Annotated in this window: 11 protein-coding genes; 6 read left to right on the forward strand and 5 right to left on the reverse strand. The window is 57.7% G+C overall.

What is annotated here, in order from left to right; all coding sequences use genetic code 11:
* The 3 genes from VEH04_12270 to VEH04_12280 all read right to left on the reverse strand — a co-directional run.
* The coding region (locus tag VEH04_12270) for a hypothetical protein (protein ID HYG23552.1) at positions 1-393 on the reverse strand (393 nt) is incomplete at its 3' end.
* 8 nt (positions 394-401) lie between these two features.
* Positions 402-1,280, reverse strand: coding sequence for a glycosyltransferase (locus VEH04_12275; protein ID HYG23553.1), 879 nt, complete (start codon positions 1,278-1,280; stop codon positions 402-404).
* 28 nt (positions 1,281-1,308) lie between these two features.
* Complete coding sequence (locus VEH04_12280) at positions 1,309-2,523, reverse strand: alkaline phosphatase family protein (GenBank protein ID HYG23554.1); 1,215 nt, start codon at positions 2,521-2,523, stop codon at positions 1,309-1,311.
* A 165-nt stretch (positions 2,524-2,688) separates the two neighbouring features.
* Between VEH04_12280 and VEH04_12285 the strand changes: the two genes are divergently transcribed.
* Entirely contained in the window at positions 2,689-3,303 is a 615-nt protein-coding gene (locus VEH04_12285) for a TetR/AcrR family transcriptional regulator (GenBank protein HYG23555.1), read from the forward strand.
* Positions 3,304-3,384: 81 nt separating this feature from the next.
* On the forward strand, positions 3,385-4,377 hold the full coding sequence (locus VEH04_12290) for a sigma-70 family RNA polymerase sigma factor (GenBank protein ID HYG23556.1): 993 nt from the start codon (positions 3,385-3,387) through the stop codon (positions 4,375-4,377).
* Between the two features lie 23 nt (positions 4,378-4,400).
* Here the strand turns inward: VEH04_12290 and VEH04_12295 are convergent, their stop codons facing one another.
* Positions 4,401-6,689: a helicase C-terminal domain-containing protein gene (locus VEH04_12295; GenBank protein ID HYG23557.1), complete on the reverse strand. Its 2,289-nt coding sequence runs from the start codon at positions 6,687-6,689 to the stop codon at positions 4,401-4,403.
* 97 nt (positions 6,690-6,786) lie between these two features.
* On the opposite strand from VEH04_12295, the gene VEH04_12300 reads away from it, so the two are divergent.
* The 4 genes from VEH04_12300 to VEH04_12315 are packed head-to-tail and all read left to right on the forward strand — an operon-like array spanning position 6,787 to position 13,435.
* The gene (locus VEH04_12300) at positions 6,787-8,751 is read left to right on the forward strand and encodes a TonB-dependent receptor (GenBank protein HYG23558.1); all 1,965 of its coding nucleotides are present in this window, start codon (positions 6,787-6,789) and stop codon (positions 8,749-8,751) included.
* Position 8,752: 1 nt separating this feature from the next.
* Positions 8,753-9,337: a YfiR family protein gene (locus VEH04_12305; protein HYG23559.1), complete on the forward strand. Its 585-nt coding sequence runs from the start codon at positions 8,753-8,755 to the stop codon at positions 9,335-9,337.
* Position 9,338: 1 nt separating this feature from the next.
* Positions 9,339-11,288, forward strand: coding sequence for a PAS domain-containing protein (locus tag VEH04_12310; protein ID HYG23560.1), 1,950 nt, complete (start codon positions 9,339-9,341; stop codon positions 11,286-11,288).
* Positions 11,285-13,435 carry a response regulator gene (locus VEH04_12315; protein HYG23561.1) on the forward strand — a complete coding sequence of 717 codons (2,151 nt, stop codon included), beginning with the start codon at positions 11,285-11,287 and terminating at the stop codon, positions 13,433-13,435. Before VEH04_12310 ends, VEH04_12315 begins: the two co-directional genes overlap by 4 nt.
* A 2-nt stretch (positions 13,436-13,437) precedes the next feature.
* Here VEH04_12315 and VEH04_12320 read toward each other — a convergent pair whose 3' ends face one another.
* Positions 13,438-14,127, reverse strand: a complete 690-nt coding sequence (locus tag VEH04_12320) for a UDP-N-acetylglucosamine diphosphorylase (GenBank protein ID HYG23562.1) — start codon at positions 14,125-14,127, stop codon at positions 13,438-13,440.
* Positions 14,128-14,201 lie beyond the last annotated feature (74 nt).

Raw genomic sequence — 14,201 nt, forward strand, 5'->3', positions numbered from 1 at the left:
CAGCGCATCGATCTTGAATTCGACATGCAGCCCTGCGTCTGGCGACATCTCTTCGCCCAACATGTGCAAAGCGCGCCCGAATCGACGTTCATTTAACAAGCGGTTTCCGTTCAGGAAGACGTAGAACTCCAAATCATTATAGGGCTCGTCTCCTGTCCTCGTGCGCAACACTCCACCCTGTCCGCGCCCATACCCGCCGCCCAGCACGACAGCGTCCAGTTTGGCTGCCGGCACGATCTTCTGGACACCCTCGAGGACTTCATCGCAAAGCGCCGAAAGGCGCGCCTCGAGAGCGTTGCTGCCATCGATTGTAAAACGCTGCTGGGTATTCTCGGAGCGAAAGTGTTGCAGTTCCGACCTCAGAATGCCGCGGCCCGGGGGTTCAGATGACACGCGGAGAGTCACGCCTGGACGAGGCCGTTGCGATAATGTTTCCATCCCTCCCGAAAACCGCGCAGCTTCGCCCTGCGTTGTTGCCAGCGGATGGCAAGAGCATGCGGCCATTCGCTCAACTGGCGCGTTCTCAGGCAGTAACCGAAATCGCGGCGTGCATCATTCAGCCAGCCCAGCAGAACCGTCGCGGGCCAGTTGATCTCGTCCTCCTTGCCCGTCCAAACCGCCGCGAGCGCGCGTGCCTCGCCATAGCTGCGTTTAAAAGCCTGCTGAGGCGAATAGTTGTGCGAATGCATGACCACGGATTCCGGTACATACAGGACGCGATATCCCTGCGCGCAGCACCAGCGCGTGTATTCGTCATCCTCCGAATATTGCATCGCTTCCAGAAACCCTCGCTGAGACCACACATCCTTCCGTATTCCACTGTTGGCCATGCTGAAGAAATGTTCCCACTGGGCGGATTCCCGCGAAGGGCCGAAGCACCGTTCGTAGTCATGGGCAAAAACCGCACGGCATCCAGGACGTGGAATCTGTTTGCCAAAAACCGCAGCGATCCTTGGATCCTGCAACCCGTCTACGAGCGGCCGCAACCAGTTCGAATTTTGCGGCGTTGCATCGGCGTTGAGGAATATCGCGAAGTCCGATGACGTGAGCTTCATTCCCAGATTCATGACACGGCTGGGATTGTATTCCTCAGGCTTGATCTGGATGAAGTATCGGGGCCGCGCTCGCTGAATGAGTTCCACTGACCCATCGCTCGAGCCGGAATCGATCACGATCAGTTCCCACTTTCGATATTCCTGTTCCTGAAGCGCGGGCAAGGTTTCACGCAAAGCCCACGCTTCATTAAAGGATCGAACAATTATTGAAACCATCGGGTCCATGGACTTGAAACACGTTCAATCGTTGCCGTCACTGCAGCTGCACTTCCATTTCCTCGGAAGAAGCTTCATTTTCGGGTTCTCCCGCGTTGCGCGCGTGCGCGAGTTCCGCATCGCGGGTCATTAGCCTGAAAACGTCAGGGATGGCATTGATGTCATCCGGCAGGCCGGCTTGATTCGTGCAAAGTGCTGCGTAACTCTGCGATTCAGCGGGGTGGTACCCATGCATCGCCCGAATCGGCCTTTCACCCATGTGGCTCGGCACAATCAAAACGCCCTGTCGCACCAGAAAAATGAGTTCGCCGAAGTAGCGATCCGCAAAGTGAGTTCGCAATTCCTTCAATTCGCTGTCAGGGAGGATTCGTCCCTGCGGCACAGCGCCAAGCGCTGCAGAAACTTGCTCGCGAGCTTGATCGTTGAAGAACCAGAAACGGGCCATCGTGGAATCGTAAACGACGGCATAGTCCTTCCCGAAAGCCAGGGGCAGAGCTTCGATGACCTTCTTCAGGTCAAGCAACTCGTCGCAATTGGCCATTCCATGGTCGCTGAATACATAAAGGCGAATCTCGTCGTAATGATCCTCCGCCGCTTCGAGAATGGAACTGATCCACTCTTCGTATTCGCGGAGCTTGGTCTGCACGGCGGGCGATTGGTTTCCAACCATGTGCAGCAGGCCGTCGAGCCCGGCCCAATACAGAAACGCGAAGTCTATCCGTTCCGTTTTAAGATCGGCGATCAGCGCGTCGCGATTCTCTGTTTCGGAACGTTCCGGGGCGCTCACGTGGTAGGGAATATTCCGCTCCTCGAGGAAATCGAAGATGTTCGAGCCGCAATTCATCCCGCCGGGCTGCAACGGGTTTTTCTTTTCCGAGAAGTCGTAAAGCGAGATGTGCTTGAACGGAATGTTGTAAAGATCGAAGTAGCCGCGGAATTCCAGCCGCGCCTTGACCCATTTGGAGAGCCAGCGGCGAAAAATCCGGCGGCTCGTCAGGGCGGCGGGGAGCTTCTCCAGCACCTTCAACGGCTGAAACGGTGAGCGTTCCGGATCGTAAACGAAGTAACACCAGTTGCGATGATCATCGGGCCAGCGCCCCGAAAGGATGGAAGGGACACACGCTGAACTGTAGCCAAAAACCGAGGTCAGTCGTTTCCGAATCGGAGCGCAGTTCCGCACGAACGGATCGTTGCGGATGATTTCCCATCCGCACGCGTCCACAAAAATAAACAAGGGCAAAACTGCTTTCATAGGCTGCTACCGTCCCGCGATGCAACCACGCTACGCCTCGGCGCGGAATTGGGTGTTTCCCCCCTTCGCGGAGCTTTGCAATTTGACTATTTGGTCAAGGGTTCTATGGTTCATTCGGTTGCCTGCGACACGATTTCGCCGGACCTTATTTCGTGTTGAAAATTTATGGGACGCTGTAGTGACGCTAAAATGCGGTTGATGGAGGCAGTTCTGGAGTTGATCTGGACTGGCTCATACGGCAGCACCACGATTGACCAAATCTGCGAGAAGGCAGCCGTCAAAAAAGGCAGCTTCTACTATTTTTTTGACTCCAAGGCTGACCTGGCCATTGCTGCGCTGGATGACGCCTGGAGCCGCCGCCGTCCCGAGCTGGACAGTCTGTTTTCCCCCACCGTGCCACCTCTGGAACGCTTGCGCCGTTACTGCGAGTACGGCATTGAGCTCCAGGCAAGTTTAAAGAAGAAGTGCGGTTCCGTTCTGGGTTGTCCCCTGCACACGCTGGGATCGGAAATCTGCACACAAGAGATCGACCTTCGTGATCGCGTCCAGTCGATTCTTGAACAAAAACGCAAGTACCTCGAATCCGCAATTCGCGACGCCCATGCTGCAGGGTTGATCAATGCTCCTGATGCCGTGGGAAAAGCGAGAATGCTCGATGCCTACTACCAGGGCTTGCTTGCCGAAGCTCGCATCAAAAACAGCCTGGAAGTGCTCAAGGACGCCGTTCAGGGCACATACGATCTGCTCGGTGCGACGTCGCCTCGAACTCAAGCGGCTTGACCGATCAAAGTTTTTTTATACTGATACTTGACTAAACGGCCAACTATCGGAGTGTGACAGGCTGACAACAGCGATAGAACCATGAAGACAAGCGAACGAAAACAGCGCCGCGCGCGCGAACAAAATCCCCGACATCGCCGAGGTCCCGCACGGGCGGCGGCCGATACCCCTCGCTTTGATACCACAGATAAATCAGCGACAGATGCTGTTGCAGCTGAGAAGAAGAGCGGTCAGGGGGCAGAGGTCCTGCAATTTCCAGCCGAGCGAACTGATACTCTCCACCTGTATCTGCGAGAAATTGGCCAGGTCAAACTGCTGACCCCGCAGGAAGAGATCACCCTGGCTGAACGGATCCACGAAGGCGACGAGACCGCCCGCGAAGCCATGATCAAAGCCAACCTTCGCCTGGTGGTGAAGATCGCGCGCGATTACGAAAACCTGGGATTGCCGCTGCTTGACCTCATCAACGAGGGAAACATCGGCCTGATCAAGGGCGTCGAGCGCTTCGACCCGACCAAGGGAGCCAAACTTTCGACATATGCGTCGTGGTGGATCAAGCAGGCGATCAAAAGGGCGCTTGCCAACCAGTCCAAGACGATCCGTTTGCCTGTGCACGTTGTCGACAAAGTGGCGCACATCCGGCGCGCTGAGACCCGCCTGCGCGACGCGCTCGGCCGTGAACCCAGCGACGAGGAAGTGGCGGACGAGTTGGGGATCAATCCACGCCGCATTCAGCAGTATCGCGACGCGTCGAGGTCACCTGTTTCGCTGGATTCTCCAGTGGGTGAGGACGAATCGAGTTCGGTTTCCGAGATGGTTGCGGACACGAACGCCGCCGCTCCGTACGACCGGCTCGACAAGGAAGCCGAACTGTCGTCCGTGCAAGACGCGCTGGCTACGCTCGACGAACGGGAACGGCGCATTCTCACGCTGCGCTTTGGTCTGAACGAAGGCGGAAATGAGAAAACGCTTGAGGAAGTCGGCGAGCACTTTGGACTGACCCGCGAGCGCATTCGCCAGATTCAGGAAATCGCGCTGCGCAAACTGCGTTTGCGAATGGCATCCGCGGCGTGATTCGGCCAATGATCTGAATCGCGCTAAACGATTTCCATCGGGCACTGGGGCATGGCGTCAATGAACGCCTGCCCATATTGCTTCATCAGGATTCGATTATCCAAAACCACAACAATTCCTGAATCCGACTTCGTTCGGATCAATCGTCCCACCCCCTGTCGAAATTTGAGGATCGCCTCGGGCAGGGAGAATTCACCAAACGAATTTCCGCCTCGCGCCTCGATCGCCTCAATCCTTGCTTCAATCAACGGATGATCGGGAACAGCAAAGGGCAGGCGCGTTATAATGACATTGCTCAACGCCTCCCCTGGCACATCAACTCCCTGCCAGAAACTGTCTGTGCCGAACAGGACCGAATCCACATCCTCCTTGAATCTCTCGAGCATCACGGAACGGGGAGTTCCTGTGCCCTGGATGAAACAGGGAATTCCGAGTTCACGGAAAAACGGCTCCATGCGGTTTCCTATGTCCTGCATCAACTTATAGCTCGTGAACAGGACGAATGCCTTTCCGTGCGTCCTGCGGATAAACGTCTCAATCCAGTGCTGCAGGGCCGAAGCGTAGGTCGAATCGCGCGGGTCGGGCATGCGCTTGACCACAAACAGCTTCATCTGCCTCGCGTAATCGAACGGCGTTCCAACCTGCAATTGGATCGCTGATTCCGCACCCACCCGATGCGTAAAATAGTGGAGTGGTGAACTGCTGTTGGTGGCATCGGACTGCTTAGATGCGAGACGCCGCCGGCCTTGAGCTGGCATCGATTCCGCGGCTTCGGTTCCCTCACTGCTGGCCTGGCCCGCGCGCGTCGCCAGCGTTGCGCTGGTCATGATGATGGAGGTGTTGCTGCGGAAGAGCCTTTGCCGCAGGTATTCGGCGACGTCGACGGGCGCGGCATTCAGCGCAAGATTCCGCTGCGTTTTCCCCGAACGTTCAACCCAATACACGTGGCCGCGTGCGCTTTGCTCGAGGAACATGGCGACCTCTTCGCGCAACTCGGCCAGGCGAAGGTTGCATTCGCGGAGTTCTTCGCCGCTTTCCTTGTCATCGCTCAGCCGGATCAGTTCACTCACAGCCTCGCGCAAACTTTGCAACGGCAGCGTTACGCTATCCTCCACCAGTTCTGGCCGGCGCACCCGCAACTCGCTCCAATTCCGCAGCGCCGTGGCTCCCGGCCTGCGGTTGGCGGCCTGGTGAATCGTTTCGCACGCGTCCTCCACATTCCCAAAGAACCGCTCTGTCTCATCCAGCAGTGTTTCGACGAGCAGCGCCGCCTTCCCTTTGACCGTCGCAAGCAGGCCCTTTTTCGTCGTCGGATTCCACAATCGGTGCAGCGCATACCGCACCTGGCCGTTCGCGACGCTCAATCCAATGTGTTTCGAAGCCACGCTCTCCATCGTGTGCGCCTCATCGAAGATGACAAAGTCGTTCGGAAACAGAATGCCTTTGCTGTCGGCATCCTCGTCGCTCAGGCCGAGAAGGGTGAAGAAAAGCGTATGGTTCAAGACCAGCACATCAGAACTGAGATACTGCCTGCGGGCGCGCTGATAAAAGCAGACAGGATGATCTCGTGCAAAGTCGGATTGATAGCCGCATTTCTTGGACGAACAGAGCCCCTTTTCGGAACAAACCTGTGCCCAAACCTTTGGGTCGGGCTCGATCTCGAAATCAGACACGCTCCCGTTTTCGGTTGTTGCTGCCCAGCGTGCGATGCGGTTCAACTCGGCTGCCTCCGAGGAGGTAAAAAGATTTCCTGTCTGTTGCAGCGCTTTTTGAAGTCTGCGGGTGCAGAGGTAATTTCCGCGCCCTTTGAGCATGCAATAGCTGAATTGCAGGGGTTCGTCCATGGCGCCGAGCACAGACGTCAACATGGGCAGGTCCTTCTCGATCAATTGTTCCTGCAGATTGATCGTATGCGTGGACACGACGGCCTTCTTCTTGTTTTTGACCGCGAACAGGATGGCTGGAATCAGGTAGGCCAGGCTTTTGCCCACGCCCGTTCCTGCCTCAACCGCCAGGTGCTCACCCTCCTGGAGCGCCCGCGCCACTGCGAGTGCCATCGCCTGTTGCTGTGGCCGGTATTCAAAATTCCGGGCGCGCGACAGCACGCCTGTCGCCGAGAAAATCTTCTCGACCGTCGCGAGGTAATCGAAACCGGAGGGTTGAACTTCGACTGGCGATATCACCGCGCCCAATATGCCGTTCCGGCCGCCATGAGCGAAATAAAAACTCGCCCCAAACGTTCGGCAAACCCGTGCAAACAAGGGGTATTCCGCTTCAGCCGGGCAGCGTTCCGGCCGACACCTTTGTGCCATTCACATCGAGTACACGACGACAATGGAGCGAAAGAGAACAAGATCGGCGCTGAAGCATTGCCCGTTTCCGGGGCACGCGCTGGCTGCTGTACTGGCGGTGGGCCTTTCAGGTTTCACCACTTGGGGCGGACCTGGTCTCAGCGAATTGAAGGAGCTGAGCCTCGAAAGCCTGGCTTCGTTGCGCGTTGACACTGTTGTCGGGGCTGCGAAACACGAGCAAAAATTACGAGATGCACCGGCAAATGTGACCGTTCTTACCCGCGAGGAGGTTCAGTTGCATGGCTGGCGAACCCTCGGCGAGGCGCTTCGATCGGTTCCTGGCCTGGTTGTGACTCATGATCGCAGCTACAGCTTCCTTGGAGTCCGCGGATTCAACCGCCCCGGCGACTACAGCGGCCGCACCCTCATCACCGTGAATGGGCATCGGTTGAACGATGCCATGTTCGATAGCACCTCGGTGGATCGCGACTTCATTCTGGATATCGACCTGATCGAGCGCATCGAAGTGATCCGCGGGCCGGGATCGACGCTTTACGGCAACAATGCGTTTTTTGGAATCGTCAATGTGGTCACCCGCCGCGGCGCGACGATGGGCGGGGCCGAAGTTTCCGGATCGTATGGCACGTTCGACACCTACACAGGCCGCCTGAGTTATGGAACCCGGCTGACGAACGGGGTGGAGTTCCTGTTCTCGGGTTCCGTGTACGGGAGCGATGGAAATCCTCGCCTGTCATTTCCCGAGTTCTCACACCTGGACAATGGAATCGCCAGGAACATGGACGACGGCTGGTCGCGTAGCGCGCTTGGGCAGGTGAGCTGGAAGGCGCTGACGCTCGAGGTCGGTTATGTGGATCGCTTCAAACGCGTTCCCACGCTCGCTTACACGCTTCCTGAATCCCCGATCATTTTCAACGACCGCCGTTTCCGCATTTACGACGATCGCGCGTTCGCCAGCCTGAAGCTCGAACACACCTTTGAGGACGACTGGAAGCTCATGGCTCGCGTATACTATGACTACTATCGGTACGACGGCTATTACCCATCCGATTACGAGCCGGATGTGGAGGGAAATCCTTCGACGGTGAACTTCGACCTCGATCGTTCCCAGTCGTTTGGTGGAGAGATTCAGGTCAGCCGCGAGATTTACGACAAGCACCTTCTCACGCTGGGAGCAGAAGCGCGTTACGATTTTGATTTGACGCTGATCAATCGCGATCTTGCCCCCGCTGCGACTTATCTCAACACGCAGCAGGACGGATATTTCGCGGGGCTTTTCCTGCAAGACGAATTCCGCATCCTGCCCGAACTCACGCTGACTGCGGGCCTTCGGTATGATTATTACGCGGTCGGCGGCGAGACCTTGAATCCCCGCGCGGCGTTGATTTATCGCCCGTGGGATCCGGGAACCTGGAAACTGTTGTACGGAGAGGCCTACCGTGCGCCGAACGCCAGCGAGAATTACTACGACTGGCCGACCCCGCCGAGCAGCCTGGGCCTTGAACCTGAAACTGTACGCTCCTACGAAATCATCTACGAACACGAATTGGGACGCACCTGGAGAGCTTCCGCGGCTGTATTCCGAAACGAGCTGAAGAACCTGATCACCGACAGCGAGGATGGTTTCGCGAACATGGAAACCGCGACTGCCCAAGGCGTCGAACTCGGCCTCACGGCTTTTTACGAGAGCGGCATCCAGGGTCGCGCCAGCTACACGTTTGCGGACGCATACGACGATTCCGATTCCAGCCGCCTGGCCAACTCCCCCGAACATTTGGGCAAGCTCAACATCGCCGTTCCCATCTGGCGCAAGAAAGTTTTTGCTTCCGCGGAACTTCAAATCATGAGCAGGAGAAAGACTCTGGGTGGTCCGCCTGTGAACGGGCTCTGCCTGCTCAATACGACCCTCTTCAGCCGGGAGCTCCTGCCAGGACTGGATGCGTCCGTGAGTGTCTATAACCTGCTCGACACGCGTTACAGCGATCCTGCGTCGATGGAATTCGTCCAGCGCTCATTGCGCCAGGATGGCCGGCAACTGCGGTGCAAACTGACCTGGAGATTCTAGCGTGCACCTTACCCGCAATCCTGGTCGAGCGCTGCGCGCAGGACTTTTGCTCCTGCTGAGCGCCGGCCTGCTGCTGCCTTCGCTGCGCGGGGCTGAGCCGCGTTCTGCGGGCGAGTATCAGATCAAGGCCGTGTTCCTGTTCAATTTTACCAAGTTCATTGAATGGCCGGAGAAATCCTTTGCCAGCACGAACGCGCCGTTTGTCATTTCAATAGCGGGTGAGGATCCGCTTGGTGGAATCCTGGACGAAGTGGTGCGAAGTGAGATCGTTCGCGGCAGGGAACTCGTCGTGAAACGCGTCCGTGCCGGGGAACCCGCGCCTGATTGTCAAATTCTCTTCATCAGCCGCGCCGAGCGGGATCGGCTCGACGAGTGGGTGGCATCGATGAGCGGAAAGCCCACGCTGCTCGTCGCGGACTCGCCCAAGGCATTGGAACGAGGGGTCATGGTAAATCTCGTGGTTCGCGACAGCGTCCGGATGGAAGTCAATCCGGCTGCGGCGCAGACGGCGGGTCTGCAAATCAGTTCCAAGCTGCTGAACATTGCAACGGTTGTCACTCCGGCCCGCGGCAGTTCCCCTCGTTGAAATGCGCTCCTTCAAAGACCTGCCCATCCAACGCAAGCTTCTGCTGATGACGCTTGCGATTTGCGGCGCGGTTCTGCTTTCGGCGGCCGGTGCGTTGTTCGTGTTTCAAATGGTCACGTTCAGGTCTGCATTCCAGCGCGATACTGCAACGCTCGCTTCCATTGTCGCCAACAACAGCACCGCGGCGCTGGCTTTCAATGATCAGCATGCCGCCGAGGAGGTGCTTGGATCACTGATCGCCAAGCCCACTGTGCTCAGCGCCGCTCTAACAAGTCGGACAATGGCCCTGGATGCGCGGTTTCGCTCGCGCGATGACCTTGCTGCCTACCCGCCGCCGGGGGTTTACCGCTTCGTTGGCGGCGATCTTCTTTTCACGCAGCCTGTGGTCCTTGACGGCAAGGAAGTGGGGAAGCTTTACCTGCGGTCTGATTACCGCGGCGGGCTCTTGAAGTTGCTGCGTTTTTACGGATTGATCTCGATCGCAGTCGTCACCGTTTCCGTGCTCCTGGCTGGTCTTTTATCCAGCCGCTTCTGCCGCTTCATCACGGACCCGATCCAGAGCCTCGCTGCAACTGCGAGCACCGTGGGTGAAAGGCATGACTATTCCATGCGCTCGTCGGTGGCCAATCACGCCGACGAACTGGGAGCCCTTGCAGGAGCGTTCAATCGCATGGTGAGCCGAATTCAGGCGCAGGACGCTGCCCTGACACTTTCGCAGCAGAAGCTGGAAAGCCTAGTCAACTCGCTCGACGGAATTGTGTGGGAATGGGATCCCGCCCGTGCCGCCTTCGCGTATGTGAGCCGCCAGAGCGAACGCATCCTTGGCTATTCGCCAGAAGAATGGATTTCAGACTCGAATTTCTGGGAGCGTCATGTTCATCCCGAAGATCGCGTGGAAGCGGTGCAGCGATGCAAACAGGTGGTCGAGCTGCAGCAACCCTACAGTTACGATTACCGGATGATCTCTTCCGACGATCGCGTGGTCTGGATCCGGGAAAGCGGGGTCTTTGTCATCGAGCAGGACAAGCCCCTCAGTGTTCGCGGCATCCTCCTGGACGTAACCAGCCAAAAGGCTGCGGCTGCGGAGTTGAACCAGCTGCACCAGCAGCTGCTGGAAGCTTCCCGGCAGGCCGGCATGGCTGAGGTCGCGACTGGCGTGCTGCATAATGTTGGCAATGTCCTCAACAGTGTAAACGTCTCGGCGGGCCTCTTGCGGGATCGTCTCAGCCAATCGGAGCTGCGGACACTCAACCGCCTGGCTGCGCTGATGTCCGAGCAGAACGGCAATCTGGGTTCGTTCCTGACCGAACATCCGAAAGGACGGCTGATCCCCCAGGCCATTGTCCAGGTCTCGGGCCAGCTGTCGCGGGAACGGGATTTCTATGTCAACGAGCTCTCGCAGCTGGCGCGAAATGTCGAGCACATCAACGACATTGTGGCCATGCAACAAAGCTACGCGAGAATTTCAGGCGTGCTCGAGAGAATCGCCCTTGCGGACGCCGTCGAAGACGCGTTGCGAATTGAGCAGGCGGCGATGGAACGGGCTGGAGTGGAGGTCGTGCGCAACTTTGCTCCAGTACCGATTGTTACTGTCGATAGACATAAGACGTTGCAGATCCTGATCAATTTGATTCGCAACGCACGCATCGCGATGACTGAAAACCATACCGGCAGCCGCCGACTGACTGTCTCCATCGAGCCGATGGATCCGGGCGGCGCTCGCATTGTCGTGCAGGACACCGGCGTGGGCATACCTGCGCCAAACCTCACGCGGATCTTTTCGCATGGCTTTACCACCCGCAAGGACGGTCATGGGTTTGGGTTGCACATAGGCGCCCTCAATGCGCGGCAGATGGGCGGATCGCTGACTGCCGCCAGTGAAGGGGAAGGCCGCGGCGCGGTATTTACACTCACGCTCCCCCTGGAACCGAAAACTGAAAATGTTTTATGATGGAAGCCGCAAGACACACAGGACGGATTCTCATCATCGACGATAACCCGGCCATTCACGCCGACATTCGCAAGATCCTTCGCGGCCAGGATGCCGACAGCGCTGAACTGGAGATGACCAAAGCCCTGCTGTTCGACGAGGAGCCGGTCGATTCTGTTCGGACGAGCTTCCGCATCGATTCCGCCTACCAGGGACAGGAAGGCCTGGAGATGGTGAAACGCGCCATTGAAGAAGAGGAACCTTACGCCGTTGCTTTCGTCGACGTCCGAATGCCTCCTGGCTGGGACGGGGTCGAAACCATCGGACATCTTTGGAACAGCTACCCCGAGCTGCAGGTGGTGATCTGCACCGCGTATTCAGACTATTCGTGGGAGGAAATGATCCGGAAACTGGGCCTTTCTCCGAGCCTGGTCGTTCTCAAGAAGCCTTTTGACAATGTCGAGGTTCTGCAACTTGCCCATGCGCTCACGGACAAATGGCACCTCAACCGCCAATTGCGCTCGCAGCTGGACAACATGGACAACCTGGTGCGCCAGCGCACGTCCGAGCTCGAGACCGCGAACGAGCAGTTGAAGAAGGAAATCGCAGCGCGCATCGAAGCGGAAGGGGTGATGCGACTTTCTGAGGAGCGGTTTTCCAAGGCATTCCACGCGACGCCAATTCCATTGGCGATCCAATCGCTCGACACGGACCGGCTCATCGACGCCAACGAGTCCTTCCTGCAAATGCTTGCCGGATCCCGCGAGGACATTGTTGATCGTTCCCCTGACCAGCTGGGCATGTGGTTGGAGCGGGATTTCGGAAAGGAGCTGATTCAGACCCTTCGCCAGCAGCCCGCCATTCGGAATCGCAGTTGCGTGATCCGCAACCTGGACCGCCAACAGCGCCATGCGCTGCTCTCGGTTGAACCTTTTGAATCCGGTTCAGGGCCCCATCTGTTGATGATCATTCAGGACATCACCGACCACCTGAAACTCGAAAGCGAGCTGCGACAGTCGCAGAAAATGGAAGCGGTGGGCCAGCTCGCTGCGGGAGTGGCGCACGACTTCAACAACATTCTGACGGCGATCCATGGCCACACCTCCCTGCTGCAGGCGCAATTGTCCACGAACGCCACCCAGGCGCGATCATTGACAGTGATCTCCCTCGCGGCTGAACGGGCAACCCGCCTGGTCCGCCAGCTCCTGACGTTCAGCCGCAAGCAGGTGTTGAAGCCGCAGGTGCTGCAGTTGGATCAGGTCACTTCGAACATGGCCGAAATGCTGCATCACGTCCTCGGCGATCACATTTCGTTGAATGTCACCACCGAGCAAAACGTACCGCCCACGAAAGCGGATGTCAGCATGATGGAACAGATCATTCTGAACCTTGCCATCAATGCTCGCGACGCGATGCCTAGAGGCGGCACGCTCTCCATTCACGTTCATCGGACCACGCTCACCAGCGAAACGGTTCAGCGGCATGCCGACATCGTTCCCGGCCAGTACGTCTGTCTCGTGGTCAAGGATACGGGTTGCGGGATTCCCCCTGAAAACGTATCGCGTGTGTTCGATCCTTTCTTCACCACTAAGGAAATCGGCAAGGGCACAGGCCTTGGCCTCGCCACCGTTTACGGGATCGTCAAGCAACACCGCGGCTGCATCGACATTCAAACCGCGGTTGGCGAGGGAACGTCCTTTCACATCTATTTTCCCGCGTCGACCGAAGGATGGAGTCCTGCGACTCCTGTTGAGCATCCACCCACGACTGCGACGGGAAATGAATGCATCCTCCTGGTCGAAGATGAGGATATTGTCCGATCCATGGCAACATCGCTGTTGCGCGGGAGCGGATACACGGTCCTTGAGGCCTCATCGGGCAAGGAAGCGTTGCAGCTGTTTGATTCGCATCGTGACCAGGTGGCCCTGTTGTTCACCGACATCATGATGCCCGGCAACCTGCTGGGGGACGAACTCGCGACGCGCATCCGTGCCATGAAGCCTGGATTGCCCATCCTGTTCACGTCGGGTTACACGCCTGATCTCGCGAATGTTCAGCTGCGCAAGGACGCATGCTTCCTTTCGAAACCTTTCACTCCGACGCAGCTCCTGATGCAGGTGCGTACCTGTCTTGACCGGATGCGCGTGGAACCTGTAGCTCCGGCGTAGGCCTACTGTCCCGGGGTCGACTGCCGTTCCACGACGGCGATCTCCGCCCGATTCTTCGCCACGCTGGACGGCGGCAAACAACCCCTCCAGTTCACGCCGGGATAGATGATGGATCCCCGGCCGATGATGCTTCCGGGATTCAGGACGCAATTACAACCCACATCGGCTCGATCTCCCACGAGCGCTCCAAATTTCCGCAGCCCGCTATCGATCCGTTCGCTGCCTGCCTGCACCTGGACGTTTCCTGGCAGTGACCGGAGATTCGAAAGGATGACGCCTGCGCCAAGGTGCGCCTTGTATCCGAGGATTGAATCCCCCACGTAATTAAAATGCGGCACCTGGCCCCCGTTCAGAAGCAACGCATTCTTCAACTCGCTCGAATTTCCAATGACGCAGTCATCGCCTACGATCACGTTCTCGCGCAGATAGGCGTTGTGCCGGATCTGGCAGCTTTTCCCGATGATAGCCGGGCCCTTGATCATGGCTCCCGGTTCGATCACCGTGCCTTCCCCGATCATGACATCCTTCCCTATGAACGCCTCCCCTTCCACGCGCCCCAGAATCACCGGCTTCATATGCGCCGCGATATAGTCCTTGATCCTCTGTAATGCCTGCCAGGAAAAATCCACATCCTCGAAAATCGCGGCATGCTGCGTTTGAGAGAGGTCGAACAAGTCAGTCGGCTTGAACATGCGCGCAGTCTAAGCGGCGGATCAGCGGGAGAAACCAAAAACTTATCGCGAGTTCGGCACGGGTCGACGTTAGA

This window comes from Verrucomicrobiia bacterium (assembly GCA_035629175.1).
Lineage (GTDB): Bacteria > Verrucomicrobiota > Verrucomicrobiia > Limisphaerales > DASXHY01 > DASXHY01.